The sequence below is a fragment of the Pandoraea horticolens genome, assembly GCF_902459555.1.
GTDB classification, from domain to species: Bacteria; Pseudomonadota; Gammaproteobacteria; order Burkholderiales; family Burkholderiaceae; genus Pandoraea; species Pandoraea horticolens.
The window spans coordinates 146026-171389 of sequence record NZ_CABPSM010000001.1; the positions used below are offsets into that span (position 1 = coordinate 146026).

Sequence of the window (25364 nt, forward strand, 5' to 3'; positions counted from 1 at the left end):
TCGCCTCTGACACATGCAACGCGTCAACGCCCGCCGTCGCCCCCCTCGCCGTGACCGCGTGTGTGCAAGCCGTAACGCTTGAGCTTTTCGTACAGCGTCGCCTTGGGCACATGCAACGCCTCGGCAGTCGCCGCCACGTTGCCTTTGCTGTGCTCGAGCGCTTCTTGCAGCACGGCGCGCTCGAAGCGCTCCACCTGCTCCTTGAGCGGCAGCGGCGCGAGCGAATCGCCCTCGGGCGCACTCGCCACGCCCAGCACCAGACGGTCTGCCGCGTTGCGAAGCTCGCGCACGTTGCCCGGCCAGTCGGCCTGCATCAATTCCTGACGCATCCGGTCGGAGACCACCGGTGCCGGACGTCCATAACGCACAGCGGAATCGAGCATGAAGTGTTCGAACAGCGGCAGGATATCCTCGCGCCGCTCGCGCAGCGGCGGCAACGCCAGCGTTACCACGTTCAGCCGGTAGTAAAGATCGCGACGGAACGTCCCTTCGCGCACGAGCGCTTCCATGTCTCCCTTCGCCGCCGCGACCACACGACAGTCGACGCGGATCGACTGGTTCGACCCCAGTCGTTCGAGCACGCCGTCCTGCAATACGCGCAGCAGTTTGACCTGCAACGCCGCCGGCATGCTCTCGATCTCGTCGAGAAACAACGTGCCACCCGACGCGTGCTCCAACTTGCCGATACGACGCTTCGCCGCCCCGGTAAATGCCCCGACCTCGTGCCCGAACATCTCGCTCTCGAAGATCGCTTCGGGCAGCGCGCCGCAGTTCAGCGCGACGAACGGCGCATCGCGGCGACGCGACAACTCATGCAGGCTGCGCGCCACCAGTTCCTTGCCGGTACCGGTATCGCCGTTGATGAGCACCGGGGCGTCGGTCATGGCCACGTTGGCGATGAGCGTGCGCAGCGTCTCCATCGAGGGGCTGCGGCCGATGATGCGTGAAGCGCGTCCGCCCTGCTCCGCCAGTTCGCGCCGCAGCGCCTGGTTTTCCAGCATGAGCTTGCGCGTTTCGAGCGCGCGCTTGGCCGACTCGATCAGACGATCCGGTGCGAAGGGTTTCTCGATGAAGTCGTAGGCGCCGTCGCGAATCGCCTGCACGGCCATGGAAATATCACCGTGACCGGTCACGAGAATCACCGGCACTTCCGGCGCGTGCTGACGCAGATGCGCGAGCAATTCGAGCCCGCTCATGCCGATCAGACGAATGTCCGACACGACGATGCCAGCGAAATCCGGCGTGATGCGCTCACGTGCCGCCTCGGCGGAGGCAAGCCCGAAGGCATCGAGTCCGGCAAGTTGCAGGCTCTGCAGCGTGGCGCGCCGCACGAGTTCGTCGTCTTCGACGAAAAGGATCTGAAGGTTCTTATACATCATGCGATTGTCGTGCCAGTGCGCTGCGCGCGGCGCAGCGTCACGAGAAATTCTGCGCCACCGCCAGGAACGTTGCGCGCGACCAACTGGCCGCCGTTCTCCTGCGCGATGGACGACGAGATGGCGAGCCCGAGCCCCATGCCCTGACCGCCTTCCTTGGTACTGAAAAATGGCTCGAACAAACGCGGCATATGCGCCTCCGAGATGCCCGGCCCGTTGTCGCGCACATAGATGCGCACCCACAGGTCGTCGGCGTCCACATCGATCCAGATCGACGGCGGTGCATGCTCACTCGCGGCACTCACTACGGCGTCGATGGCGTTCCCCACGAGGTTGATCAACACCTGTTCGAGGCGCAATCCTTCGCAGGCCACTTGCACGGCTTCCAGACCATCGGCAAACGTTGTTGTCACATGAATGCCCGCGAGACGTCCTCGCAGCAGCATCAACGTATTGTCGAGCGCCCGATGCACGAGCGCCTCCATGTCGCCATGCCGCGCCCGGCCCGCAAAGAGCCGCAGTTGCCCTGTGATCTTGCCCATGCGATCGGTGAGTGACGCGATGGCTTCCAGATTCTCCTGCGCCGCCGCGTACTCACCTCGTTCGAGCAGCACGCGCGTATTGTCTGAGAAGCTGCGCAGCGCGGAGAGCGGTTGATTGAGTTCATGCGTGATGCCGGCGGCCATTTGCCCCAACGCCACGAGTTTCGAGGCCTGCACAAGTTCGCTCTGCGCCTCGCGTAGCTCGTGCTCGGTACGCGAGCGCTCCTGCACTTCCGTCTGCAACCGCTCGTTCGCCGATTGCAGGTCGACTGTGCGCTCCGCCACCCGCTCGCCCAACTCCGCATAAGCCGACTGCAACAACTCGCGGCTCTTGAGCATGTCGCGAACGCGCTGACGGCGCTGGTTCCACGCCACCCCCAGCAAGCAGGTGAACGCGGCAAGACAAGCGGCGGCCACGGCCGCGATCCGTGCATTCGCGATCACCTGATCGAGCGGCGCGAAATACATTAGCGTCCAGTCCGGCTCGCCCAGCTTGCGTTGTACCGCAAGAAAACGTCGCGTCCTGCCCGCACCGCGACCGTCGCGCACGGTCACCACCTCGCCGTCGGCATCGAGCCGTTCGTCCTTGGTCCAGGCGAGCGGCGTGATGTTCTGGTTGTAGTACTGGCGTGTGCTGTCGAGCGCCGCCTTTACGTCGGGGCTCAGCGGGGTGAGCGCACGGTACTGCCAGCGCGGCTCGGACGACAGGAACACCACGCTGTGATCGTCAGCGACGACAACCGGCTCGGCGGCGTCGGCACCGGCGCGCTGAAACCACTCCAGATTCAGCTTGACCACGACCACGCCTCGAATCTGACCGTCCACGACAATCGGTTGAGAGACGAAGTACCCCGGCTCGCCGGAGGTCGTCCCCACGCCATAAAAGCGGCCCAGCGCGCCTTTGATCGCGTCGATGAAATACGGACGGAAGCGGTACTCCTGTCCCACGAACGTGGCCTTCTCGCGCCAGTTGCTGGCCGCCAGCGCCAACCCGTTGGCGTCGATCACATAGGCCGCCGACGCCTTGGCGCGCTGATTCACGTCGAACAGGTAATCGTTGGCACGCTGCACGACCGCGCGATCTTCCGGGTGGAGCAGCAGATCGTGCACATACGGATGCAGCGAGAGCAGATACGGCAGGAATTCGTAACGGTCGACGGTGCTGCGCAGGCTGCCCGCGTAGCGTTCGACGCGCGCACCGGCGTTCACGCGCAGATCGGCCACGCCGCGCTGCCAGCTCAAGGCGTACGTCAACCAGCAAAACAGGACGCTCGCCAACAGCATGACGACGACCCATGACCAACGACGCATCGGCATAGTCCTCTCGAGATCGATGGGGACTTCGTCGCGCCGGGGGCCCGCAGGCGGGGCAGCGTCACCAAGCGGTGCGCAGATCGTGTTGTCGTACAGGGTGGCCATTGGGCACAGCGTGCGTGAACCAAAGGACCACCGGGCGGCGAAGCTCAGGCGCTATTGTGCCTGTGCCGCGCCGCCCGGTGGCGAACGTTGCGTGGACAGCGGGCCGGGCACTCACGCGAGACAACTCACGCGCGGCACCGGGCGCCCCTGCCGCCGGCTATCAGGCCAGTTCCGGCTCTCGCTTGCCGGACATGGCTTGCGCCAGCTTCTTGCGATCCAGCTCTTTTTCCCAGGCCGACACGACGATCGTAGCAACGCCGTTGCCGCAGATGTTCGTCAGCGCACGGCATTCGCTCATGAAGCGGTCGATACCGAGGATCAGCACCATCCCGGCCACCGGGATCGTCGGGATCACGGCGAGCGTTGCGGCCAGCGTGATGAAGCCGGCGCCGGTCACGCCCGAGGCGCCCTTCGAGGTCAGCATCGCCACGGCGAGCAGCGTGAGCTGTTGGCCCCAGGTCAGGTCGATGTTGGTCGCTTGCGCAATGAACAACACGGCCATCGTCATGTAGATGTTCGTGCCGTCGAGGTTGAACGAGTAACCGGTCGGGATCACCAGACCCACCACCGACTTCGAGCAACCGGCCTTCTCCATCTTTTCCATCAGGTGCGGCAACGCGGCTTCCGACGAGCTGGTACCCAGCACGATCAGCAGCTCTTCCTTGATGTAGGCGAGGAAACGGAAGATCGAGAAGCCCGTGAACCTGGCGATCAGACCCAACACGACGATCACGAACAGGAACGACGTCAGGTAGAACGTGCCCATGAGCTTGGCGAGCGGCACCAGCGAGGCGATACCGTACTTGCCGATCGTGAAGGCCATCGCACCGAAGGCGCCCAGCGGGGCGACCTTGGTGATGATGTGCACGACGCGGAAGAGCACGCCCGAGACGCTGTCGATCCAGCCCGTCACCACGCGGCCGCGCTCACCGATGGCACCCAGTGCTGCGCCGAACAGGATGGCGATCACGAGGATCTGCAGAATCTCACCCTTGGCGAACGCATCGGTAATCGTGTTCGGAATCAGGTGCATCAGGAAGTCGACGAACGTGTCGCCGTGGGCCGCCTTCTCGGCATAGCCCGCGATCGCCTTCGGATCGAGCGCGTTGATGTCGACATTGAACCCGGCACCCGGCTTCAGGATGTGGGTCGCGAACAGGCCGATCATGAGCGCGAGCGTCGAGACGACTTCGAAGTAGATGAGGGCCTTACCGCCGACGCGGCCAACCTTCTTCATATCTTCCATGCCGGCGATACCGGTCACGACCGTACAGAAGATCACCGGGCCGATGATCATCTTGATCAACTTGATGAACGCATCGCCGAGCGGCTTCATCTGAACGGCGAGTTCGGGCTTGAAGTGCCCGAGCAGCACGCCGATGACGATGGCGAACAGCACCTGCACGTACAGGATGCGGTAAAAGGGTTTTTTAGTCTGGGTTTGCATGTTGTTTCCTCTCCAGGCGGCGGGGCAAGCCACCGCCCTTGTAATCAATCCGCAGTGACCCCGCGGATCTCGCTTTGCGCGAAGCGCATTTGCTCCTCCATCACCATCTGGGCCAGCGCCTTCTTCAATTCATTGAATTCGCTGCCTGCCGTGTCGCGCGGACGGGGTAGTTCGATGACCATGTCCCGCTTGACCGTGCCCGGCCGGTACGTCATGACGACGACCCGGTCGGCCAGATAGATCGACTCCTCGATGCTGTGTGTGACGAAAACGATCGTCTTCTTGAATTCCTCCCAAATGCGCAGCAGCTCGTCCTGTAACGTACGGCGCGTGAGTGCGTCGAGCGCACCGAACGGCTCGTCCATGAGCAGGATCGGGCTGTCGAGCGCGAGCACGCGGGCAATCGCCACGCGCTGACGCATACCGCCCGACAGGTCGCGCGGGAACCGGTCGCGAAACTCGCGCAGGTTCAGCTTGCCGAGCAGCAAGTCCACGCGCGCGTTGATCTCGGCGCGGCGCATTCCCTTGATTTCCAGTCCGAAGGCGATGTTCTGCGCCACCGTCATCCACGGAAACAGCGCGTACTCCTGGAACACCATGCCGCGATCCGGGCCCGGCTCGGCTGCCGCATCCGAACGGCCATCGATACGGATGGCGCCCGAGGTCGGTTGCACGAAGCCGGCGAGCGCGTTGAGCAGCGTCGACTTGCCGCAACCCGACGGGCCCAGCAGGCAGACGAACTCCCCGGCGCCGATGTTCAGATTGATGTTCTTGAGGGCGTCGACGGTGCCCCCCGGAACGGGGAACTGTTTATTGACGTTGTCGATTTCGATCAGCATGTCGTTCGCCTCACTTGGTTTCGAGACCACGATGCCACTTGAGCAGGTGGTTGTTGAGACGATCCATGCCCAGATCGATCACCAGACCGAGCAGACCGATGGTCAGCATGCCGGCGATGATCTTGTCCGACCACATATACTCGCGCGCTTCCAGAATGCGATAGCCAAGGCCGTTGTTCACGGCAATCATCTCGGCCACGATCACGACAATGAACGCCGTGCCGATACCGATGCGAATGCCCGACAGGATGTACGGCGTGGCCGCCGGCATGATGACGCGGCGAAAGATCGTGAACTGGCTCGCGCCGAGATTGCGGGCCGCACGCAGGTAGATTCCGTCAACGTGACGCACGCCTGCGATCGTGTTCATCAGCACGGGGAAGAACGCCCCGAGCGCGATAAGAAAGAACGCCGGCGGGTTGCCCAGGCCGAACCAGAGAATCGCCAGCGGGATGTACGCGATCGGAGGAATCGGGCGCACGACTTGCACCAGCGGATTGAACAGCCCGTAGACGCGGGGGCTCGTGCCCATGAGCAAGCCGAGCGGCAGCGCGATCACCGTGCCCACGAGAAAGCCCATGATCACGCGGTACAGGCTGTTGGCGGCGTCGGTGAGCAGTTCGCTCGAATGCAGCCACGCGCCGAAGCCGTCGGCCATCGTGGCGGTCGGTTTGAGGTATTGCCACCACTTGGTCACGACAGCGACCGGCGATGGGAGAATGATCGGGTTGATCCACTCGAGGCCCGTGACGATCTGCCAGATCACCACGACCGCGAGCGGAATCAACACACCACGCAGCAATCGCGCGGTGCGCGAGGCGCCCGGAGAAGCAAGCACAGCGGCCATCCGTTCGCCTCGCCTTACTTGATGTTCAGCTTGGTTTTCGCCTTGGCGAGCAGGTCGAGCTTGACCCAGTCTGCCGCCTTCGGCACCGGATCTTGCAGCTTGCCCACACCGTACTTCTTCATGAGGTCGGTCGTGAGTTGCACATGCGCAATGCTCAAGTCGTAGCTATACGGCGAGTTGCCGATGGCGTCCGTAAAGTCCTGAGTCGTGATCTGGTTCTTGAACATGTCCTCGCGCACGTACTTCTCAGCCGCTTGCGGGTTCTTGATGAAGTAGTCGGTCGCTTCGACGAACGCATACATCAGGCGTTGCGCCACGTCCGGTTTTTCCTTGTAGAGCTTCTCAGTAATCACGAGCGCGCGCACCGGCTCGCCGATAGGCGTGTCGTACGGCTTGAGCACTTCCACGCCAAAGCCCTTGTTGATGGCTTGCGACGCCTGCGGCTCCGACTGGCACATCGCATCGATGCTGCCAGCGGCGAGCGCCTGGTTCAGATCGGCGAACGCCATGAACATGATCTGCACGTCCTTGCCCGGTTGATCCGACCACGTCAGACCGGCCTTGGCCAGTTCCGCGTACAGAATCAGTTCCTGAGCGCCGCCGCGGGCGACGCCCACTTTCTTGCCCTTGAGATCGGCGACCTTCGTGATCGGCAGGCCCTTCTTCGCGACGAGACGCACACCGCCCTTGGCAAAACCGGCCACGGCGTAGATCGGCGCCCCCTGCGCACGACCTGCGATGGCGGCGTCAAGGGCGCTCGCCGACACGTCGATCTGCCCCGCCACGATCGCCGGCATGATGTCCACGCCCTTGGCGAACATACGCTCCTCGATCTTCAGGCCGTACTTGGGTCCGATAACCTTCATGTACGACACCGCGCCGTAGTGGGCGAACTTCAGGTTGCCCAGACGCACCAGATCGTCGGCAAAAGCGTGTAGCGAAGCCGCGCACAACGCTGCGGCGGCAAGACATTGCTTGAACATAAGGTCTCCTCTCTTATTTGATCGGCTTGCTCTGCGTTTCTGGATTCCCGTCGGGTTTCCAGACATCGCGGCAGCACGCGCGTTAGAAAGCAATACTTATGCCAGATACGTAAGCGACTGATTTTATTGAGTGAAACTGTGGAAAACCCGATGGTCGGTTATACGGAAAACCGGAAAATTTGCGTAGATATTTTCTGAATTTCCAGAAAATCAGGTGAAATTGGGAGATTTCACGCGAGGCATCGGGACAAATCCCGAGGCTGGCCGCATACAACGGGCCATTGAATCATTCGTTACCGATCATTCGCTTCCGCTCTTGAATGCGTTCGCCGAGGCAGCGGATGACGCATTCAAGAGACGACGGCCGGCGACACGTCAGGCCGACAGCGCTTCCGGCACAGGAATCTGATAGCCGAGTGCCGCAGAGATCTCGGCAGCGCAGGCCGACAGGCGCGACGAAATGTCGGGCAGCAGCGCGCGTGTCATGCGCGACGACGGGCCGGAGGCGGACAGCGACGCGATCACTTCGCCAGACGCATCGCGCACCGGCACGGCCACCGACACGGCTTCCGGGGCGAGTTCGCCGAAGCTCACGGCACAGTCCTGACGACGCACGTTGAGCAACTCGGCCGCCAGTTCGTCGCGCTCGATGAGTGTGCCCGCCGTGAAGCGCTTGCGCGGACGGCCCAGCACTTGGGCACGAACGTCGTCGGATGCGAACGCCAGTAATACACGGCCCGACGCCCCCACATACAGCGGACGGCGATTGCCGACCACGCCATGCACTCGTAACTCGTGCGTCGACTCGACGCGCGCCACGCACAGCGACTCAAGACCGTCACGCACCCGAAGCTGGATATTCTCGTTGAGCGCGCGATTGAGCGCCTGAAGATGACGATGCGCCACCTTCACGAGATTGACCTGTTCGTGCCCCGCCACACCGAGCACCAGCGCCTGCGCGCCAAGCACGTAGGTGACCGGGCTGCCCTCGCGCACGACCCAGCGGTGCTGTTCGAGCGTCGCCAACAGACGAAACGCTCGCGACTTGTTCAGGCCAGCGCGCTGCGCCAGTTCCGTCACACCCAGACCGGGGCACTCCCCGACCAGCGACAGCAGCGTAAGCGCCGTGTCGACCGAAGCGACTGTGTAGTCCATCAAACTTCCTCGCTATGTTGTTCGGCATAAGCGGCGAGCGCCGCCGCGAATTGGCCAAGTTGCGATTGCAGCGTCGTGAAGCCTTCATGCTTCTCGCCGCGTGATTCGTTCAGGTAAAGCGCCTGATTCAGTTCGATCTGCACACTGTGACGACGTTGCGCCGGGTGCCCGAAGTGGCGCACCAGATCGTCGCAGCCGTCGTGATGACCCGGCGTGTTGTAAGCCACGCGATAGCCCAGTCGCGTGAACTCGGCAATGATCCAGCGCGAGAATGCCGGGTCCGCCGTGGTGCCCTCACCGTCGCTCACGCGCACGTCCGCGCGCAAAATGCCCGCATCGGGGTCGAGCGCGCTGCCGCGCTCGCGCATCGAATGACAATCCAGATGCCAGACCACACCGTGCCGGCGCCAGGCGTCGTCGAGCGCGTCGCGCAGGGCGTGACGGTACGGCAGGTAATAGTCATGAATGCGTCGCTCGACCTCGGCCACGGACAGGCGCCGGTCGTAGAGCGGCACGTTCGGCGCGGCAAAGCGGTGGAGCAACCCGACACCGCGCTCGCTACAGGCTTGCGGACGCGCATCGTGCGGCCACAGACTCGCAAGCAGCTCGGGGTCGATGTCATGCTCGGCGCGGTTCGGATCAATATAGGCACGTGGGAAGAGCGCAGCCACGAGCGTTGCGCCGTGATGCGTAGCCACCGACCACAACTCGTCGACATAGGCATCGCCGCACGCGAGAATTGCCGCCGTCGGGGCAATGGTGTCGAAGTTCGCCGGAAACACATGACCGCTGTGCGGCGCGTCGATCACGAGAGGCAAACGCCTCCCTTGGCCCCCTTGTGGCACTTCCACAAAATATCGGCCTTCGGTGACCTGACGGGACATGCCTTCTCCTTGCACGCATCCGGAACTGCCCTCCGTCAATACCCATGACGGATACATTGTTTTGTCAAGCAAAACAAGGTTTCAATATTCTGAAACAATGAAGGGACGGCGGCAAGGTAAGGGTTGTTACAACATATTTCGAGGCAGGATAGCGGGGGACTGGAGGGCGAGTCGGTCAGTTCGGCGACGTTCCTCACAGATGGCGCCGTGTTTTTGACGAGTTACCGGCGCACACCCCTCTGGGTTGACCGTATTACGTATTGAACCGGGCACCGGTTGTGACGCGGCGTAATCCGCGCGTCGCTGTCCGCTCGGTCCGGACATACCGGTGGGGACAACGAGCCCATACACACCCAAAAAAACGCGGACCGTCTTTCGACGACCCGCGTTCTGTGTCTGACGACGATGCGAGGTTTTCGCGAATCAGATAGCGTCGGCAACACCGGCCTCATGCGCCTGCACGTCGGCGTGATAGCTCGAGCGCACCATCGCACCCACGGCGGCATGCGTAAAGCCCATCTTGATGGCCTCTGCCTCGAACATCTTGAACGTATCCGGCGTCACGTAGCGACGCACCGGCAGGTGGTGCTCCGAGGGCTGGAGGTACTGGCCGATCGTGAGCATGTCGACGTTGTGTGCCCGCAGATCGCGCATCACTTCGAGAATTTCTTCATCCGTTTCGCCCAGACCGACCATCAGACCCGACTTGGTCGCCACGTCCGGATGCTTCGCCTTGAATTCCTTGAGGAGGGTCAGCGAGTGCTGGTAGTCCGAACCGGGACGTGCCTCCTTGTACAGGCGCGGCACGGTCTCGAGGTTGTGGTTCATCACATCGGGCGGCGCGGCGTTGAGAATGCCCAGTGCGCGATCGAGACGCGCGCGGAAGTCCGGTGTCAGGATTTCGATGCGGGTTTGCGGCGACAGCTCGCGCACGTGACGGATGCAATCGACGAAGTGCTGGGCACCGCCGTCGCGCAGGTCGTCGCGATCCACACTCGTGATCACCACGTACTTCAGGCGCATCGCCGCGATGGTCTTCGCGAGGTTGAGCGGCTCATCGACGTCGAGCGGGTCCGGACGGCCGTGGCCAACGTCGCAGAACGGACAACGGCGCGTGCACTTGTCGCCCATGATCATGAACGTGGCCGTGCCCTTGCCGAAGCACTCGCCGATATTCGGGCAGCTTGCCTCTTCACACACCGTGTGCAGATTGTGCTCGCGCAGAATCTGCTTGATCTCGTAGAAACGGGACGTGTGCGTCGCCGCCTTCACGCGAATCCAGTCCGGCTTCTTCAGACGCTCGATCGGTACGATCTTGATCGGAATGCGCGCCGTCTTGGCTTGCGACTTTTGCTTGGCGGTGGCGTCGTAATCGCCGTCGATCGTGCGAACTTCCTTGTTCGCGGTGTCGTTCTGAGTCACGGTGGTGGTCATGATGGGGGCTTTCCAGACGTCCAATCAGGCGGCGGCGTTTGCGCTGGCGGCCGGGTCGGCCTTCGGCGCGGCTTCGGCCGTCGCGGGGTGCTGTTCGAGATGATGACCGAGTTGCTGCGCCAGTCGCGCGGCCACTTCGTCCCAGCGGGGGGCCACGCCGAGCGTGGCCATGTCTACGGTTTGCAGGCCGGCGTAACCGCACGGATTGATCCAGTCGAACGGCCGCAGATCCATCGCGACGTTCAGCGACACGCCGTGATAACTGCATCCGTTGCGGATTTTCAACCCGAGTGCGGCGATTTTCGCACCGGCATGCGCTACGGCACCGTCGCCCGGACTCACATAGATTCCCGGCGCGCCGGCCCGGCGCTCAACGTCGAGATTATACGCGCCAAGGGTATCGATCACCGCCTGCTCGATCAAACGCACCATTTCACGCACGCCCAGCTTGCGCCGGCGCAAGTCCACGAGCAGGTAAATCACCACCTGTCCCGGGCCATGATAGGTAATCTGGCCGCCGCGGTCGACTTTGACGAGCGGAATCCCGGTATCGGCAACAAGCAGGTGGGCGGAGTCGCCGGCCAATCCAAGCGTATAGACGGGCGGATGCTGGACGATCCAGAGCTGGTCGGGGCCGTGCGGGCCGCGCGTGTCGGTGTACGCACGCATGGCGTCGAACGATGTGGCGTAGTCTTCGGTGCCGCGCCAGCACACTTCGATCGGGGAGGTCATAGACGCAATTTTAGCGAAACCGGGGCAGTCTTGCTCGACGCGGCCCTCGCCAGCCACCCCCGCCCACCCCGCGATCACCCGCGGCGTTGCCCGGGCGCAACGGCACGTCTCATGCTCCCCCGGCCCACGGCTTCAGGCCACCTTCTTCGCCGGCGCCACACCGAGACCCCGGGCGTAAAAGCCGGCGGCCAGCAGAATCATCACGCCGCCGAGCCACTGCGTCGGATGCAGCACGATGCCGAACGCCAGAAAGTCGACGGCGACCGCAACGACCGGATAGACGAAGCCGAACACGGCGAGGCTCGATGTTGACGCCTTCTGGAAAGCGCCATAGAGCAACAGATACATGAACGTCGTGTGGAAAAGCCCCAGCGTCACAACGGCGCCGATCTCGCGCGGTGCCGAGGGCAGATGATGGAAATCGGCCATCCACACAAAGACCACAGCACCGATCGCCATATGCAGCGCCGCAATGATCTCGGGACGGATCGTGCCGGCCAGCTTCTTCGTGAAGAGCGTGGTCGCGGCGTAAAGCGACGCGGCGGCAAGCGCACTCGCCACGCCGATCAGATACCCCGCCCCATGCACGCCGCCCGGTTCCGCCAGAATCACCAGCCCGGCGAACGCCACACCAAGGCAGCCGAGCGTAGCCAGCGACGGCCGCTCGCGCGTGACGATCACACTCGCCAGCACGAGCAGGAACGGTTGTACGTTGTAGACAACCGTCGTGATGCCCACGGACGTCAGCCGATAGGCCGTGAACAGGAAATACCAGTTCGACACAAGCGTAATGGCCCCGAGGGTCACATTCACGACCTGCCAGCGGGCCATGCGCAACCCGCGCCAGTAGCCTCGATACGCACACCACGCACACAGACTGACCGCACCGATCAGGCAGCGGAAGAAAACGACGTTGAGCGCCGGTTGCCCCGACATCAGCACGAACCAACCGATCGTGCCCGAGATCACCATCGCGGCGATCATCAATAAACGACCGAGACGTTCGTCGGCGTGCGGATGGCGAAGTGCGGCAGGGGCCGGCGGTGAGGATGGCAAGGGGGCCGTGCGGGGGGCTTCGGTCATCGGGAAACGACTTCTCTTATTTCGACGCGTTACCGACGTGTTTCGAGGTCGATTATTGCGCGTCTCGTTGTGAAATCCGGTAACGCATTGACGGTGCGGGCATCGGCCCTTGAAACGGAACACGCGCCCTTTGGCCTTCGCTGCCAGAGAGCGCGTGCTATCGATGGCCCCACGACCAGGTGTTTATCAGGCGGCGGCGGTGCAGGAGTTCGCTTCGCGGGCCGCCCGGCGGCCGGCAAGCCACTTGCCCAGCACTCGGGTCAGCGGGAATCGACGGCTGACTTCGCGCTCCAGTTCGGCTTCCGCCATGTTGTCGGACGACACCCAGTGACGGCGTCCCGGCTCGACGGCAAGTCGTTGGCCCGGCATCAGCCAGTAATCACGCGGATCGCCTGCGCGCGTCACCCAGACTGCCGAGCCGCGGGCAACAAGCGTATGCTCGTGGTGCAAGTCGAGGGTGATCACTTCGCCCGGACGGATACCGTAGAAGTACTGCACCTTTGTTAAATTGTTTTGCATTTTACGACCCCCACTCAGTGCGAGACAATGACTGAATCATAGGGACTGGCAAGCGCTATACCAAACGACATATTTTCACGGCCTTGCGAATAAAGCTCACATGGATCTTCGGAGACTTCCTAACCTGAGTGCCCTGCGCGCCTTCGAGGCGGCTGCCCGCCTGGAGAGCTTCTCGCGTGCGGCGGAGGAGTTATTCGTCACGCACGGCGCCATCAGCCATCAGATCCGCGCCCTGGAGCAAGAGCTGGGCACGACGCTCTTCGCCCGCAACGGCAAGCGCATCAGCATTACGCCGGCGGGACGGCAGTACGCCGCCTCGATCCGCAGCGCCCTCGGCGACATCGCCCAGGCGACGCGCAAGTTGCAAGCGGGCACGCGCAGCGAACGGCGTCTGGTACTGACTACCATGCCGTCGTTTGCGAGCCGGTGGCTCACACCGCGCATCGGCCGCTTCATCGACCGGCATCCCGAACTGGAAGTGGAATTGCGGTGCAGCGCCCAGCTCATCGACTTCGAGCGCGACGACGTGGACATCGCCCTTCGCATGGGCAAAGGCAACTGGCCTGGGCTGCACATCGAGAAAGTGCTCGACGACGTGTACTTTCCTGCGTGCAGTCCATCCTACAACCATGGGAACCTTCCACAGACGGCGGAGGAATTCCGTCGAAGCACGTTGCTACGCTCGGAGGGTGAGCCGTGGGCACCGTGGTTCGCGGCCGCCGGCTTCGATCTGCCTGAACCAACGCAAGGCATGATGTACGGAGATTCGGGAATGTTGTCGCAGGCGGCCATCGTCGGCCAGGGCGTGGCGCTCGTGCGACGCTCGCTGGCCGTGGGCGACATCATGGCCGGACGCCTCGTCCGGCTGTCTGACGTCGACACGCCATGCGAATGGGATTACTACTTCGTATGTCCGCCCGCAGTGCTGGAAACGCAGCGCGTTCAGGCGTTCAGAACGTGGTTTCTGAAGGAATTGACGGCGTTCGAGTCGGTGAAGCACATGCAGCGCCGCCCGGCGCAGCCAAGTCCCGCAGCGCTGGCGGCCGGCATGGCCGCTACGGCGGGCGAGATGACGACGGACGCACAGTTGGGACTGAGCCCTGCGTTGCCGGCCGACGACGGTGCACCGACGCACGCCTGAGGCGTGAAGCGCGTGCGCTCGCACCCGCCCCACTTGCCGGACACCCGGCTTACAGCACGACCTTGACCATCGGGTGGCCGGTCAACGCACAATAGATATCGTCGAGGTGCGCCTTCGAGTGAGCGCGCACCGTGACGGTCAGCCCGAGATACTTGCCCGAGCTGGACGGCCGCATTTCCACCGTCGCCGCGTCGAATTCCGCGTCGAACTCCTGCAGCAGCGCCACGATGGCGTCGGCAAATCCGTCCTGCGTGGCCCCCATCACCTTGATGGGGAAATCGCACGGAAACTCGAGCAGGCTTTCCTTCTTTTCCGTCGTCATAGTGCCTCCTTGGCACGTTGATAGGCCGCATACAGCGCGCGGAAGACGGGGCCCGGCTTGCCGTCGCCCACCGGTTTGCCGTCGAGCGTGACGACCGCCAGCACTTCCTTCGTGGCCGACGTGATGAGCAGTTCGTCGGCATTGCGGACTTCCGCTTCGCTCACCACGCGCTCATGGAACGCAATGCCGCATTCCTGCGCGAGACTTTCGAGCACACCGTAACGAATGCCTTCGAGAATTCGATTATCGCGCGGCGGTGCGAACATTTCACCGCCCTTGATGACCCACACGTTGCTCGACGACGCCTCGGTCAGATTGCCGTCACGGAACTGGATAGTCTCCTGAACGTCGTGATCGGCGGCGTATTGCGCCATCAACACGTTGCCCAGCAGCGAGGTCGACTTGATGTGGCAGTTCAGCCAGCGGCGATCTTCATGCGTGACCGCGCCCACCCCGTGCTCCACCTTCTCGCGGTTCGGCAGCGTGAGCGGCGTCGCGATACCGAACACCGTAGGCGTGATGCCCTTCGGGAACGTGTGCTGGCGCGGCGCCACGCCACGCGTGACCTGCACGTAGATGCTGTGCGGGTCGGCCGGACAGGTAGCCGACAGGCGTGCGAAAAGCGCTTCCCATTCGGCGCGCGTGTACGGATTTTCGATGCGAATCTCGGCGAGACTGCGCTCGAGGCGAGCAAGATGCTGCGCGAGACGGAACGGCTTGCCGTGATAGACGGGCACGACTTCGTAAATGCCGTCGCCGAAGAGGAAACCGCGATCGAGTACGGAGATTTTCGCGTCGCTGAGCGGAATCAGGTCGCCATTGAGCCAGACGGTGGGGTTATCCATGTTTGCAAGGTGCGCGCCAGATGCGCGACGAAAGGAAAAAACGCGCCCACCGGGCGCGCCTTTATGTTGCAGCAGACCCCGCAACGCGAGCCTGCCGACCGGACGCCGGTTCGACGCCGAGCCAATACCTACCGCAATCCTACGCGTATTACCGGCGAACGTCCCGCAAGCGGGACGTCGCAGCCAATCGTTACTTCTTCACGAACATCAGGCGCAGGGCGTCCCATGCACGGCCGATGAAGCTGGCCTGCGGCACGTCGGCGAGTGCGACGACCGGGAATTCGGCCAGTTGCTTGCCGTCGGCCATAACCTTGACGGTGCCGACCGGGGCACCGTTGGCCAGCGGGGCGATCAGCGGCTCGCGCAGTTCGAGCTGCGGCTTGATCTTGTCGGCCATGCCCTTCGGCACGGTGATGAAGGTGTCCTTCTTCACGCCGATCTTCAGCTCGCTTTCCTTGCCCTTCCACACCTTGGGCGTGGCCACGACCTGATTCGCCCCGTACACGCGCAGCGTGTCGAAGTTCTGGTAACCGTAGTTCAGGGCCGAGAGGCTGTCCTGCACGCGGGCACGCTCGGTCGGCTCGCCCACGACCACCGACAGCACCCGGCGGTTCACGCCCGGCGTGCCCGGCAGCGGGCGCGACGCCGTCGACACGAGGCAGTAACCTGCTTCCTTCGTGTGGCCGGTCTTCAGACCATCGACCGTGGGGTCGAGATACAGCAGACGATTACGGTTCGGCTGACGGATGTTGTTGTACGTGAAGCTCTTCTCCGAGTAGATCTTGTAGTACTCGGGGAAGTCTTGAATCATATGGGTCGACAGCGCGGCGATGTCGGCCACCGTCGTGTAGTGCTGCGGGTCGGTCAGACCGTCGACGTTCGTGTAATGGGTGTTCTTCAGACCCATACGCTGCGCCGCGCGGTTCATCAGCTCGACGAAGCCCGGCTGCGAGCCGCCCACGAGTTCGGCCAGCGCGATGGAGGCGTCGTTACCCGACTGGATAATCATGCCGTAGACGAGATCGTGCACCGAGACCGGCTTGCCGGCTTCGATGAACGTGCGCGATTCGTCGCGCCCCACCTTGCGAACCGACTCGCCCGGAATGACGGTCTGATCCATCGAAATGCGCTTGTCGCGCAAGGCTTCGAAGATCAGGTACGACGTCATGATCTTCGTGAGCGAAGCCGGCTCCACGCGCGCATCGGGGTCACCGGCGGCAAGCACCTGACCGCTGGTGACGTCGACGATGGTCCACGCCTTGGCCGTCATCGGCGGGGGCGGAATCTGTTGAGCACGGGCGGGAAGTGCAGCAAGCGAGCCGCAAGCGACGAGCGCCGCGGCAGCGGCGGCACGGGACAGCGAAGCGTTGAATGTCATTGGCGAAGAGGAAAACGATGTGAGACTCAGGGGCATCTGCGCTTGAAGAAGCGTCGTGCAACCGACGTTTCGACAAACGCGCGGCACGGCGAAGAAGACAGCGGCACCGTAGCGCCGGTGTCATGTCTGTCCGGGACATAGACCCGGCACGGCACGACATGGTTCAGATGCGAATTATACCCGTCGCGATTTCACGCCCCCAACGCGGCGGCCCGGCGCCGCCGAAATCGGCAGAAATTCGCGCCGGGTGTGTCAATGACGCCACGCGTCGACCACGATCTGTTTCAGCAGGGGTAACAAGCCGTGAAAGAAGTGTTCGCCACCGGGAATGACAACCACCGGCAGCGTCTGCGGACGCGCCCAGTCCAGCACCGATTGCAGCGGCACGGTGTCGTCCATTTCGCCGTGAATGACGAGCGTGTCGGCCGGCACTGTCGCCACGTCCCAGTTACTCGCCGCCGTGCCCACGAACACCAGACGCTGCGCGGGCGTACCCGCCGCTTCCAGTGTCTTTGCCACATGCGAGACCACGAACGTGCCGAACGAGAACCCCGCGAGGGCGAGCGGCAACGTTTCCCAGCCCGGTTGCCGACGCATCCAATCGATCACGGCGAGCAGGTCGTCGCGCTCGCCGATGCCCTTGTCGTGCTCGCCCGCCGACTTGCCGACGCCGCGGAAGTTCGGACGCACCACGGCGTAGCCAAGCTGGACGAATGCACGGGCGAGCGTTTGCGCAACCTTGTTGTCGAGCGTGCCGCCGAAAAGCGGGTGCGGATGGGCCACGAGCGTGATGCCGCGCGACTCGCCGGCCGGGCGGTCGATGGCGATTTCGATGGCGCCGACCGGGCCGTCGATGGTGAAGCGTTCAGTCTGAGCGTTCATGAGCGATGTTGGGCTGAGGTGCGGCAGCGCAAAAAAGTGCGGCCCGCAGGGCAGCGAAACGGTAAATCAGTGAATCGATGAAGCGGCCTGCGGAATCAGTCGATCAGCAGACGCTCGACGATCTCGCCTTGCGCCAGATGCTTCTCGACGATCTCGTCGATATCGGTTTCGTCGATATACGTGTACCAGGTCCCTTCGGGATAGATCACCACGACAGGCCCTTGCTCGCAGCGATCGAGGCACCCGGCCTTGTTCACTCTCACCTTGCCGGGACCCGCGAGGCCGAGTTGCTTGACCTTCTGCTTTGCATACTCCTGCATCGCCTGCGCGTTGCAGTTCGCGCAGCAAGGACGGTCCGCGCCAGGTTCGCGCTGATTCAGGCAGAAAAACACGTGATGCTGGTAGTACTGCGACTGGGTGGCCATATCGGTGCTTTTGGGGGAGTGGCAACGTGTTGCGGGCCATTCTAACCGACCTGCCCGGCAGTTGCGGGCGTGCGAACCGTGCGGGCCCGGCGTGCCGCACGGCAGGCATGAGGAAATACGGAATCCGGGACAGAACGAGGTGCGCCAGGCGGCAGGCCGGGCTCACCCGAAGACCGGTCAGCGCAGACGTCGCTGCAATGCCATGAAGACGGCACAGAATGCGGCCATACACGCGAAGCCGAAGAACACGTTCACGCACGCCAGCACGAGCGCCTGTTGCGACGCCAGACTGCCGACCCACGCCGACGCCATATGCGACGCGGTCGTCGCATCGACGCTCGCCCCGAACGCCTGCTGCACCTGCGACACCGCTGCGTTGTAAGCCGGATTGAGCGGCGTCATCGACGGCGTGAGCTGATGCGTGAAGACGGCTTGCCGATCCTGCATCAGCACGGCCATGACCGACACCGACATGGAACTCACCAACTGACGCACGATGTTCTTCGACTGATAGCCGTGCTGGAACACATATTCGTCCATGCCGCGAAACGTCAGTTCCGCAATCGGCACCATGGCGAACACACCGCCCAGCCCACTCAGCACCATCGGCAGGATCAACCACTGGCTCGACACACCCGGATAGGTTTGCGAGAGCAGGAAGGCATAGCCAAGCAGACACAGATAACCCAGCAACACGAAGGGTTTTAGCCGCACGAACTTCGGACGCGCCATCGTGTACATCACAGCCACGACAAGACTCGTCACCGACGCCACCGCTTGCAGATAGCCCGTGTGCTCGACACTCCAGTTCAGCCCCTGTTGCATGTAGATCGGGAACAGATACGACGTCGAATAGGAGAAAAAGTAATAGACGGCGTAACCGCCCAGCCCCAGCACATAGACGGGATTACGCACCAGCACACGAAAATCGATCAGCGGCTTGTGGTGCGAATATTGATGCCACATGTAGCCGATAGCGCAGGTCGCGCCGACCAGACACAGTTCGAGCAGATGCAGCGGATTGGAGAAGAAGTCGAAACGTGAGCGCTGCATCATCACTTCGACGAACAACATGCCAGCGGCAAAGAACACGATGCCGCGCATCTCGAACTCGCCCTCGTCGCGCAAACGCCCGCGAAAGTCGGGGATCACGAGCCACGCGGCAAGTGCGCCGGCAAGCGCGATCGGCACGATAGAGAAGAACACGGACGACCACAGGAAATGATCGACGAGATAGCTCGCCAGCAACGGTGCAGAGATCTGTCCGCCGAAAAAGCCGTAGGTGAAAAAGAGCAACGCCCGCAGCCGTAATTCGGGCGCGAAGCACAGGTTGATGAGAATACGGCTGGCGGTGAACAGCGACCCGGCCCCCAGACCAAGCACGAAGCGCGCGACGGCAAGTTCGGCCGGCGTGCGGGCCATACCGCACAACCACGCCCCGGACGCCATGAGCGTGAGCGCGCCCGTGAGGAAAGTGCGATACCCAAGACGCGCGGCCAGCCAGCGCTGCTTCAGAATGACGAGAATCCCGGCCACGGCGTAGAGCGTGGAGACGAATGCGTACTCCTCGGGTGCGGCACCGACGCCGCCCGCGATATGAGACGACGCGAACACGAACATGCCGTTCTCCAACATTTCGATGCCCGTGATAGCGGAGATCACGGCCATCAGCACTCGCTGTCGTGTCTTGTGCGCAAACATCAATCCCCAGGTACTCATCGCCGTCTCACCAATGAAAAACGCCCGGGATCTGCCTGAAGATGCCGGGCGGTCGAGACACACCGAGAGCCAGCGTGCCTTACAGGAGAGTTTAGGATTGACGGACCGCCCCACCAATGGGTTGGCGGCCAATACGCTATTGCCGATTTGGAAACAATCCACCACCCTGTCTCGCCGCTTATCCAGGCGGGACGGGGCTCAGCGCTGATTCCCGACGTTGCGGGCGGGGCCGCGATGACTCGGATCGAACATCGCGAGCAGATAGATCAGCACGAGGTACGGCCACGTCCAGGCAAGCCAGCGCGCCAATACGTTGAAGTGCACGTAGCGGCCTTGACGCCACGACTGAAGCGCTGCTTCGTAGTACGGGTTCGCGGGCAGGAGATTGACGAAGACGAGCAGCACGACAAGCGCCGCCAATGCGACGGCACCGCGCAGCGCGCGCGGCCCACGTCCGGCGACGAGCAGGACAAGGGCGCCGGCGGTCACGCCGTAGATGGCTCCGGCCGTCACCCAGTCGAACGCCTGCGCCGACGAGAACTGCCACGCCGACGCGATGGCCTTGATCGCAAACGCGCTGACGAACATCGCGCACAACAACGGCACGTGCGGCGCCGAGCGACGCATCGCGAGCGTGGCGAGCAGCCCGGCCAGAATGGTGCCGCTGGCGCTCACGACCGCCTCCCACAAGGCATGACTGGCAACGGCATCGAGTTCGGAAAGGTAGTCTTGCAACTGTCCGAGTCGCGGTACCCAGTCGAGCACCAGATCGGTCACGTCCGGGTCCTGCCAGAGCCAGATTTGCCGGACGAGATCGCCGTCGCCGAAGAGAAACTGCTGCGGATAGGCCTGCGCCCACGGCCATAACGCCAGCAACACGAGCAGCAAACTTGCGTGCCGTTCGAACCACGCGAAGCGCAGATGCCGCAGCCATCCGCGATCGAGCAGCGGACTCGTGAGCGGCACCGCAATGGCGGCACCGATGAGGGCGCCGAGGGCGTTCGTTGCCAGATCGACGTTCGACGCCACACGTGTCGGTATATACGTCTGCAAAGCCTCCATGCCACACGAGAGCATCGTGCCGAGCAGAAATGCCGCGAGCACGGCGCGCGTACCGCGCCACGCGGGGTGCAGCGCCAATACCGTCAACATGCCGAGCGGGATATAGCCCAGCACGTTGGTGACGACATCGAACATCGTCATCCAGCGGGGTAGCGGCGCGAACAGGTAGTCGAACGGTCCGACGGCCGCGCGCTGGAACTCAAACGGGTACAGGCTCGCGTAAGCGATCAGCAGAATCAGGCAAATCAGCGCCTGACGCATGAGCGGCGAGGCGCGTCGTTGCCAGGGTTTGACATCCGGCTCAGGCATCGGCGGTGTGCGCTATCGCGCTGGCGCGGTGGCACCCGATGCCGACGAGGCAGCAGGCAATGCCCGCGACTGGGCCGGCGCACGTGTCGTTGCTGGCGCGGCGGGCACACGTCCGGCGAGCCACTGGATCAGTTGGGTTTGCACGGCGTCGCTGGCGATGGCGAGCGCACGCGCGCCGCCTGCGGCGTCCGCACTCGCAGCGGGGGCCTGTGCACGGAGCGTCGTTTGCGCGAGCAGTTTCGATCCGTCGAACAGTGTAGCGCGCACTTGCACCACACCGTGGCTCGCCGACGTGCTGTCGAAGTATTGCGCGAACTCTTCGAGTTCCACGCGCAGGGCGGGCGCGGCGGTCGGGTCGCCGGCCGCCAGTACCGGCCGGTCGACCGACAAGGCTGCGCGCAGACGATCGCCGAAGAGCCGCGAGGGCGGCGCCAGCCATCGGCTGTTCGCATACACGCGGGCCTGATCGCCATCGCTGGCGGGCATACGGTAATAGATCACGTCGGCGTCGAGCCAGCTCGGCGCGTTGACCACCACTTTCAGCGGCGACATGCGCGATGCCCCCGCGGCCGTGATGTCCGATGCGGGCGCCGTAACGTTGGTTGCATTGGCTGCATTGGTTGCATTGGCGGTAGCCGACATGGCGGGCATCGTCGGCGGGCCGAGATCGAAGCGCGTCAGCGAGGCCGACGGCGTCGAGATGGCACATCCGGCCATCAACGCGGCCGTCCCGGCATAAAGCAGCCAGGTGGTCAGCGTGCGCAGCCGGCGGGCGTCACGTCTGCTCGGTCCCGTTGCGGCGGGTGCCTCGGTTGCCCGGATCGCGCCGATTGGCTCAGTCATCTCGATATCCCCTTGCATGACAGTGTCGCGCATCATTGACCTGCCTTGCCCGGCCACGAAAAGCCAGCCTCACCCGGACCGGGTGGCGGCGGCGACGTACCGAACAGCAGTGCGCGCGGATTGCGATTGATTGTCTCGGCGGCCTGCCCGACGGCCTGCGTCGTTGAGCGCAGATCGTCCGACAGCGTGTTCAGACGCGGCAGCGCCTCTTGTTGCAGCGAACCTTCGAACGTCTGCATCGTTGCCTGGAATGCCGCCAGACTCGACGTGGCCTGGTCGGCCGCACGTCCCACGCTATCTAGATTGCGGATCAGCGGCCCTTGCGGATCGGACAGTTGATTCGTCAGACGATGCGTGCCGGCGAGCGTGCCGTTGAGTTCGCGCACGGTGTCGGGCAGTTCCTTTGTCACTGGTTCAAGTTGCTGCGCCACGCGATTCACGCTTTGCGCCGCAGTCTTCACGCTGTTGATCGAATCCAGAATGGCACGCTGGTTGTCGGGCGAGAGCAGTTCATTGACCGACGACGACGCCTCCTCCAACTGCTGCACCAGATTGTTGCCGCGCCGTTGCAGTTCATCGATGAAGCTCGGACGCAACTGCAATTGCGCAACGTGCGCCGCAGACGACGGCAATAGCGTGCGGTCGTCCCCATCGTCGTCCAGTTGCACGAAGGCCAGCCCCGTCACACCCTGATAGTTCAGCGTGGCGAACGTCGACTTGGTCATCGGCGTGCCTTGGTTCACGAGAATGCGAATCAGAATCTGACCGGGCGTGCGCGGATCGAACTTGATCGAATCCACCTTGCCCACGCTGAGTCCGCGATACCGCACTGCGGATTCGGGATTCAGGCCGGTCACATTGGTGCGTGAGACTAGATCGTAGGGCACGCGAACGCGATTATCGCGATTGAACCAGTACACCGCAGCGGCAATGGCGGCGAGCAACGCCAGTGTGAAGAGGCCCGCCATGAAGGCGTGCGATTTATTTTCCATCGTCGAGTAACTCCGAAATCTTGGTGCGCCGCGCCGCGGGCAGGGCCAGCAACGCGCGTCTGCCGCGCTCACCGAGGAAGAAACTGCGGATAAACGGGTGATCGACACATACCGCGTCTTCCACCGGTGCGTTGACCAGCACCTTGCGGTCGGCCAGCACGGCCACACGTGTGGCGAGCATCATCACCGTATCCAGATCGTGCGTGACCATCACGACGGTCAGGCCGAGCGAGCGGTGCAGGCCACGAATCATGTCCACGAATTCGTCCGACGCCTGCGGGTCGAGCCCGGCCGTGGGCTCATCGAGAAAGAGGAGTTCCGGCTCCAGCGCGATCGCCCGCGCAATCCCCACGCGCTTGATCATGCCGCCCGATAGTTCAGCCGGCATACGATTCGCCATGCGTCCCGACAGCCCGACCATGTCGAGCTTGTACATCACGACATCGCGAATCAGATCTTCCGAGAGCGTGTGCAGTTCACGCAGCGGTTGCGCAATGTTGTCGAACACCGTCAGCGCGGAGAACAGCGCGCCGCGCTGAAACAGCATGCCCGAGCGGCGACGCAACAAGTGCGCGGTGTTCCGGTCGATCATCGTGATGTCGTGACCGAAGACGCTGATGTGGCCGCTCGTGGGTGCCTCCAGCCCGATGATCTGCCGGATGAGTGTCGTCTTGCCCGAACCGGAACCGCCGACGAGCGCGATGATCTCGCTTTGCCGCACGGTGAGATCCAGATGCTCGTGAATCGTGTGGGTACCGTACCGCTTGGTGAGATCGCGCACTTCGATCACCGGCTCGGCGTCACCGGGCAGCGTCGACGATATCGGCGGACAGCCGGCGGTGGCGCCTGAGCGCGCGTCGCTGCCGAGCGCTGGCGACGCCGGGGTCGCCGGCGTAGTGGACGGATCGGGGACCGTAGACTCGCGCATTAGCCGATCCCCACGTTACGGAACAGAATCGCAAAGACGGCGTCCGCGAGGATCACGATGGTGATCGATGTCACGACCGATTGCGTCGTGCCCTCTCCTAGACTCTGTGTGTTGGGCTTGACGCGCATGCCGAAGTGACAGGCCACGAGAGCAATCAACATGCCGAAGACGACACCTTTCCCCAACCCGATCCACAGGTTGGCAATGTTCACCGCGTTAGGCAGCGTTGTGAAGAAGTAATGCAGGCCGATGCCCAGTTCGTACTTCGCAGCGAGCGCGCCACCGAGCAATGCGACGATATTCGTCCACATGACGAGCAGCGGCATGGCGATGGCCAGCGCGATGACCTTCGGCAGCACGAGCCGCAGCCCGTGTGGAATATCCATCACACGCATCGCGTCGAGTTCTTCGTTCACACGCATCACGCCCAACTGGGCGGTAATGGCCGATCCCGAGCGCCCCGCCACGAGAATGGCGGAAAGCACCGGCCCGAGTTCGCGTATCACCGCGAGACCGAGGATGTTCACGATGAACGTACTCGCCCCGTACAGCTTCAGTTGCTGGGCAGACAGGTAGGACAGCACAATGCCGATCAGGAACGCGACCAGCGCCGTGATGCCGAGCGCCCTGGTCCCGGCGCTGTATATATTGGCGGACATCTCCAGCCACGGCGCACGCACCGGATGGCGAATGACACGGCCAAGGTCGATCACAAAGCGGCCGAACATCGTAATGCCGTCGCGCAAATGCTCGCCCAGCGTGAACAGCGAGTACCCCAGACGGCTGATCGGATCGACCCGACGCGTGGGCACCGGGCTTTGTCGCGAGCGATCGAATTCGGCAAGGTGATCGAACAGCGCGCGTTGTGTCGGCGTCAGCGCGATATGTTCGGGGTACCGACGTTGCCAGTAGCGCCACAGGGCTTGCGCACCAACGTGATCGAGCCGCTCGACACAGGTCAGGTCCCACGCCAGTTCACCCTGAGGCAACGCTCGCACGAGACCCAGCAGCGTCTTCTTGCGCTGCGAAATCGCCAGTGCTGTCCACAGGCCGCGCAGCATGACCACCGGCCCTTGCGACGAGGTGGTCAGCTCCAGAGTGGGCACGGCATCGAGGTTCAAAACAGACGATCTCCTGGCAAAAAAAGCTGGCGGAATCCGGCAAAGCGGGGTCATTGTACGGTACAGGCGTGACCAGTCGATAGCAACCCGCCACAGGCTGAAAACGCGCCGGAATCGGCTGACTTACGTCTCGGACG

The 25364-nt window shown here is 63.2% G+C and carries 24 protein-coding genes; 1 reads left to right on the plus strand and 23 read right to left on the minus strand.

Going from position 1 to position 25364, the window contains the following annotated elements:
* Positions 1-23: 23 nt before the first annotated feature.
* The 12 genes from PHO31112_RS00680 to PHO31112_RS00735 all read right to left on the minus strand — a co-directional run bounded on the left by PHO31112_RS00680 (position 24) and on the right by PHO31112_RS00735 (position 13260).
* Positions 24-1376 carry a sigma-54-dependent transcriptional regulator gene (locus tag PHO31112_RS00680; RefSeq protein WP_010804733.1) on the minus strand — a complete coding sequence of 451 codons (1353 nt, stop codon included), beginning with the start codon at positions 1374-1376 and terminating at the stop codon, positions 24-26.
* Positions 1376-3337 (minus strand): sensor histidine kinase, encoded by a 1962-nt coding sequence (locus PHO31112_RS00685; RefSeq protein ID WP_246177590.1) that lies wholly within the window; start codon positions 3335-3337, stop codon positions 1376-1378. The genes PHO31112_RS00680 and PHO31112_RS00685 overlap by 1 nt, the downstream gene beginning before the upstream one ends.
* 160 nt (positions 3338-3497) lie before the next feature.
* Entirely contained in the window at positions 3498-4784 is a 1287-nt protein-coding gene (locus PHO31112_RS00690) for a dicarboxylate/amino acid:cation symporter (RefSeq protein WP_150618727.1), read from the minus strand.
* Positions 4785-4828: 44 nt separating this feature from the next.
* Positions 4829-5623, minus strand: coding sequence for an ABC transporter ATP-binding protein (locus PHO31112_RS00695; protein ID WP_150618728.1), 795 nt, complete (start codon positions 5621-5623; stop codon positions 4829-4831).
* 10 nt (positions 5624-5633) lie between these two features.
* Positions 5634-6470: an ABC transporter permease gene (locus tag PHO31112_RS00700; RefSeq protein ID WP_174995440.1), complete on the minus strand. Its 837-nt coding sequence runs from the start codon at positions 6468-6470 to the stop codon at positions 5634-5636.
* A gap of 14 nt (positions 6471-6484) precedes the next feature.
* Positions 6485-7453, minus strand: a complete 969-nt coding sequence (locus PHO31112_RS00705) for an ABC transporter substrate-binding protein (protein WP_150618729.1) — start codon at positions 7451-7453, stop codon at positions 6485-6487.
* Positions 7454-7828: 375 nt separating this feature from the next.
* Positions 7829-8608: an IclR family transcriptional regulator gene (locus PHO31112_RS00710; RefSeq protein ID WP_010804727.1), complete on the minus strand. Its 780-nt coding sequence runs from the start codon at positions 8606-8608 to the stop codon at positions 7829-7831.
* Entirely contained in the window at positions 8608-9492 is an 885-nt protein-coding gene (locus PHO31112_RS00715; RefSeq protein WP_150618730.1) for an N-formylglutamate amidohydrolase, read from the minus strand. Before PHO31112_RS00715 ends, PHO31112_RS00710 begins: the two co-directional genes overlap by 1 nt.
* Positions 9493-9915: 423 nt before the next feature.
* The gene (gene lipA / locus PHO31112_RS00720) at positions 9916-10926 is read right to left on the minus strand and encodes a lipoyl synthase (protein ID WP_246177593.1); all 1011 of its coding nucleotides are present in this window, start codon (positions 10924-10926) and stop codon (positions 9916-9918) included.
* 24 nt (positions 10927-10950) lie between these two features.
* Positions 10951-11658, minus strand: a complete 708-nt coding sequence (lipB, locus tag PHO31112_RS00725) for a lipoyl(octanoyl) transferase LipB (RefSeq protein ID WP_150618731.1) — start codon at positions 11656-11658, stop codon at positions 10951-10953.
* Positions 11659-11790: 132 nt separating this feature from the next.
* Positions 11791-12741, minus strand: a complete 951-nt coding sequence (locus PHO31112_RS00730) for a DMT family transporter (protein ID WP_150618732.1) — start codon at positions 12739-12741, stop codon at positions 11791-11793.
* Between the two features lie 186 nt (positions 12742-12927).
* A complete protein-coding gene (locus PHO31112_RS00735) occupies positions 12928-13260 on the minus strand; it encodes a DUF2917 domain-containing protein (RefSeq protein ID WP_150618733.1) in 333 nt (110 codons plus the stop codon).
* A 100-nt stretch (positions 13261-13360) separates the two neighbouring features.
* On the opposite strand from PHO31112_RS00735, the gene PHO31112_RS00740 reads away from it, so the two are divergent.
* Positions 13361-14401 (plus strand): transcriptional regulator GcvA, encoded by a 1041-nt coding sequence (locus tag PHO31112_RS00740; RefSeq protein ID WP_150618734.1) that lies wholly within the window; start codon positions 13361-13363, stop codon positions 14399-14401.
* A gap of 49 nt (positions 14402-14450) precedes the next feature.
* Here the strand turns inward: PHO31112_RS00740 and PHO31112_RS00745 are convergent, their stop codons facing one another.
* The 11 genes from PHO31112_RS00745 to PHO31112_RS00795 form a co-directional block, all read right to left on the minus strand.
* Positions 14451-14723 (minus strand): DUF493 family protein, encoded by a 273-nt coding sequence (locus PHO31112_RS00745; protein WP_150618735.1) that lies wholly within the window; start codon positions 14721-14723, stop codon positions 14451-14453.
* Positions 14720-15568 (minus strand): D-amino acid aminotransferase, encoded by an 849-nt coding sequence (locus PHO31112_RS00750; protein WP_150618736.1) that lies wholly within the window; start codon positions 15566-15568, stop codon positions 14720-14722. The genes PHO31112_RS00745 and PHO31112_RS00750 overlap by 4 nt, the downstream gene beginning before the upstream one ends.
* Before the next feature lie 190 nt (positions 15569-15758).
* Complete coding sequence (locus PHO31112_RS00755) at positions 15759-16982, minus strand: D-alanyl-D-alanine carboxypeptidase family protein (protein ID WP_373323732.1); 1224 nt, start codon at positions 16980-16982, stop codon at positions 15759-15761.
* Positions 16983-17198: 216 nt separating this feature from the next.
* Complete coding sequence (locus PHO31112_RS00760) at positions 17199-17828, minus strand: alpha/beta hydrolase (protein ID WP_150618737.1); 630 nt, start codon at positions 17826-17828, stop codon at positions 17199-17201.
* A 95-nt stretch (positions 17829-17923) separates the two neighbouring features.
* A complete protein-coding gene (locus PHO31112_RS00765) occupies positions 17924-18253 on the minus strand; it encodes a (2Fe-2S) ferredoxin domain-containing protein (RefSeq protein WP_036663810.1) in 330 nt (109 codons plus the stop codon).
* 177 nt (positions 18254-18430) lie between these two features.
* Entirely contained in the window at positions 18431-19972 is a 1542-nt protein-coding gene (locus tag PHO31112_RS00770; protein ID WP_150618738.1) for an MFS transporter, read from the minus strand.
* 198 nt (positions 19973-20170) lie between these two features.
* Positions 20171-21343, minus strand: a complete 1173-nt coding sequence (locus tag PHO31112_RS00775; RefSeq protein ID WP_150618739.1) for a VanZ family protein — start codon at positions 21341-21343, stop codon at positions 20171-20173.
* A 12-nt stretch (positions 21344-21355) separates the two neighbouring features.
* Positions 21356-22186 carry an ABC-type transport auxiliary lipoprotein family protein gene (locus PHO31112_RS00780; RefSeq protein ID WP_174995442.1) on the minus strand — a complete coding sequence of 277 codons (831 nt, stop codon included), beginning with the start codon at positions 22184-22186 and terminating at the stop codon, positions 21356-21358.
* A 32-nt stretch (positions 22187-22218) separates the two neighbouring features.
* Positions 22219-23178, minus strand: coding sequence for an MlaD family protein (locus tag PHO31112_RS00785; protein WP_150618741.1), 960 nt, complete (start codon positions 23176-23178; stop codon positions 22219-22221).
* Positions 23168-24106 carry an ABC transporter ATP-binding protein gene (locus PHO31112_RS00790; protein ID WP_246177596.1) on the minus strand — a complete coding sequence of 313 codons (939 nt, stop codon included), beginning with the start codon at positions 24104-24106 and terminating at the stop codon, positions 23168-23170. The genes PHO31112_RS00785 and PHO31112_RS00790 overlap by 11 nt, the downstream gene beginning before the upstream one ends.
* Positions 24106-25227 carry an MlaE family ABC transporter permease gene (locus PHO31112_RS00795; protein ID WP_150618742.1) on the minus strand — a complete coding sequence of 374 codons (1122 nt, stop codon included), beginning with the start codon at positions 25225-25227 and terminating at the stop codon, positions 24106-24108. The genes PHO31112_RS00790 and PHO31112_RS00795 overlap by 1 nt, the downstream gene beginning before the upstream one ends.
* Positions 25228-25364: the final 137 nt, after the last annotated feature.

Coding starts and splice junctions, on each gene's coding strand:
- lipA (WP_246177593.1), bottom strand. CDS start 10,926: ATGACCACCACCGTGACTCAGAACGACACCGCGAACAAGGAAGTTCGC.
- PHO31112_RS00690 (WP_150618727.1), bottom strand. CDS start 4,784: ATGCAAACCCAGACTAAAAAACCCTTTTACCGCATCCTGTACGTGCAG.
- PHO31112_RS00750 (WP_150618736.1), bottom strand. CDS start 15,568: ATGGATAACCCCACCGTCTGGCTCAATGGCGACCTGATTCCGCTCAGC.
- PHO31112_RS00685 (WP_246177590.1), bottom strand. CDS start 3,337: ATGGCCACCCTGTACGACAACACGATCTGCGCACCGCTTGGTGACGCT.
- PHO31112_RS00785 (WP_150618741.1), bottom strand. CDS start 23,178: ATGGAAAATAAATCGCACGCCTTCATGGCGGGCCTCTTCACACTGGCG.
- PHO31112_RS00755 (WP_373323732.1), bottom strand. CDS start 16,982: ATGCCCCTGAGTCTCACATCGTTTTCCTCTTCGCCAATGACATTCAAC.
- PHO31112_RS00765 (WP_036663810.1), bottom strand. CDS start 18,253: ATGGCCACCCAGTCGCAGTACTACCAGCATCACGTGTTTTTCTGCCTG.
- PHO31112_RS00680 (WP_010804733.1), bottom strand. CDS start 1,376: ATGTATAAGAACCTTCAGATCCTTTTCGTCGAAGACGACGAACTCGTG.
- PHO31112_RS00790 (WP_246177596.1), bottom strand. CDS start 24,106: ATGCGCGAGTCTACGGTCCCCGATCCGTCCACTACGCCGGCGACCCCG.
- PHO31112_RS00760 (WP_150618737.1), bottom strand. CDS start 17,828: ATGAACGCTCAGACTGAACGCTTCACCATCGACGGCCCGGTCGGCGCC.
- PHO31112_RS00705 (WP_150618729.1), bottom strand. CDS start 7,453: ATGTTCAAGCAATGTCTTGCCGCCGCAGCGTTGTGCGCGGCTTCGCTA.
- PHO31112_RS00740 (WP_150618734.1), top strand. CDS start 13,361: ATGGATCTTCGGAGACTTCCTAACCTGAGTGCCCTGCGCGCCTTCGAG.
- lipB (WP_150618731.1), bottom strand. CDS start 11,658: ATGACCTCCCCGATCGAAGTGTGCTGGCGCGGCACCGAAGACTACGCC.
- PHO31112_RS00780 (WP_174995442.1), bottom strand. CDS start 22,186: ATGACTGAGCCAATCGGCGCGATCCGGGCAACCGAGGCACCCGCCGCA.
- PHO31112_RS00745 (WP_150618735.1), bottom strand. CDS start 14,723: ATGACGACGGAAAAGAAGGAAAGCCTGCTCGAGTTTCCGTGCGATTTC.
- PHO31112_RS00730 (WP_150618732.1), bottom strand. CDS start 12,741: ATGACCGAAGCCCCCCGCACGGCCCCCTTGCCATCCTCACCGCCGGCC.
- PHO31112_RS00695 (WP_150618728.1), bottom strand. CDS start 5,623: ATGCTGATCGAAATCGACAACGTCAATAAACAGTTCCCCGTTCCGGGG.
- PHO31112_RS00715 (WP_150618730.1), bottom strand. CDS start 9,492: ATGTCCCGTCAGGTCACCGAAGGCCGATATTTTGTGGAAGTGCCACAA.
- PHO31112_RS00775 (WP_150618739.1), bottom strand. CDS start 21,343: ATGCCTGAGCCGGATGTCAAACCCTGGCAACGACGCGCCTCGCCGCTC.
- PHO31112_RS00710 (WP_010804727.1), bottom strand. CDS start 8,608: ATGGACTACACAGTCGCTTCGGTCGACACGGCGCTTACGCTGCTGTCG.
- PHO31112_RS00700 (WP_174995440.1), bottom strand. CDS start 6,470: ATGGCCGCTGTGCTTGCTTCTCCGGGCGCCTCGCGCACCGCGCGATTG.
- PHO31112_RS00735 (WP_150618733.1), bottom strand. CDS start 13,260: ATGCAAAACAATTTAACAAAGGTGCAGTACTTCTACGGTATCCGTCCG.
- PHO31112_RS00770 (WP_150618738.1), bottom strand. CDS start 19,972: ATGAGTACCTGGGGATTGATGTTTGCGCACAAGACACGACAGCGAGTG.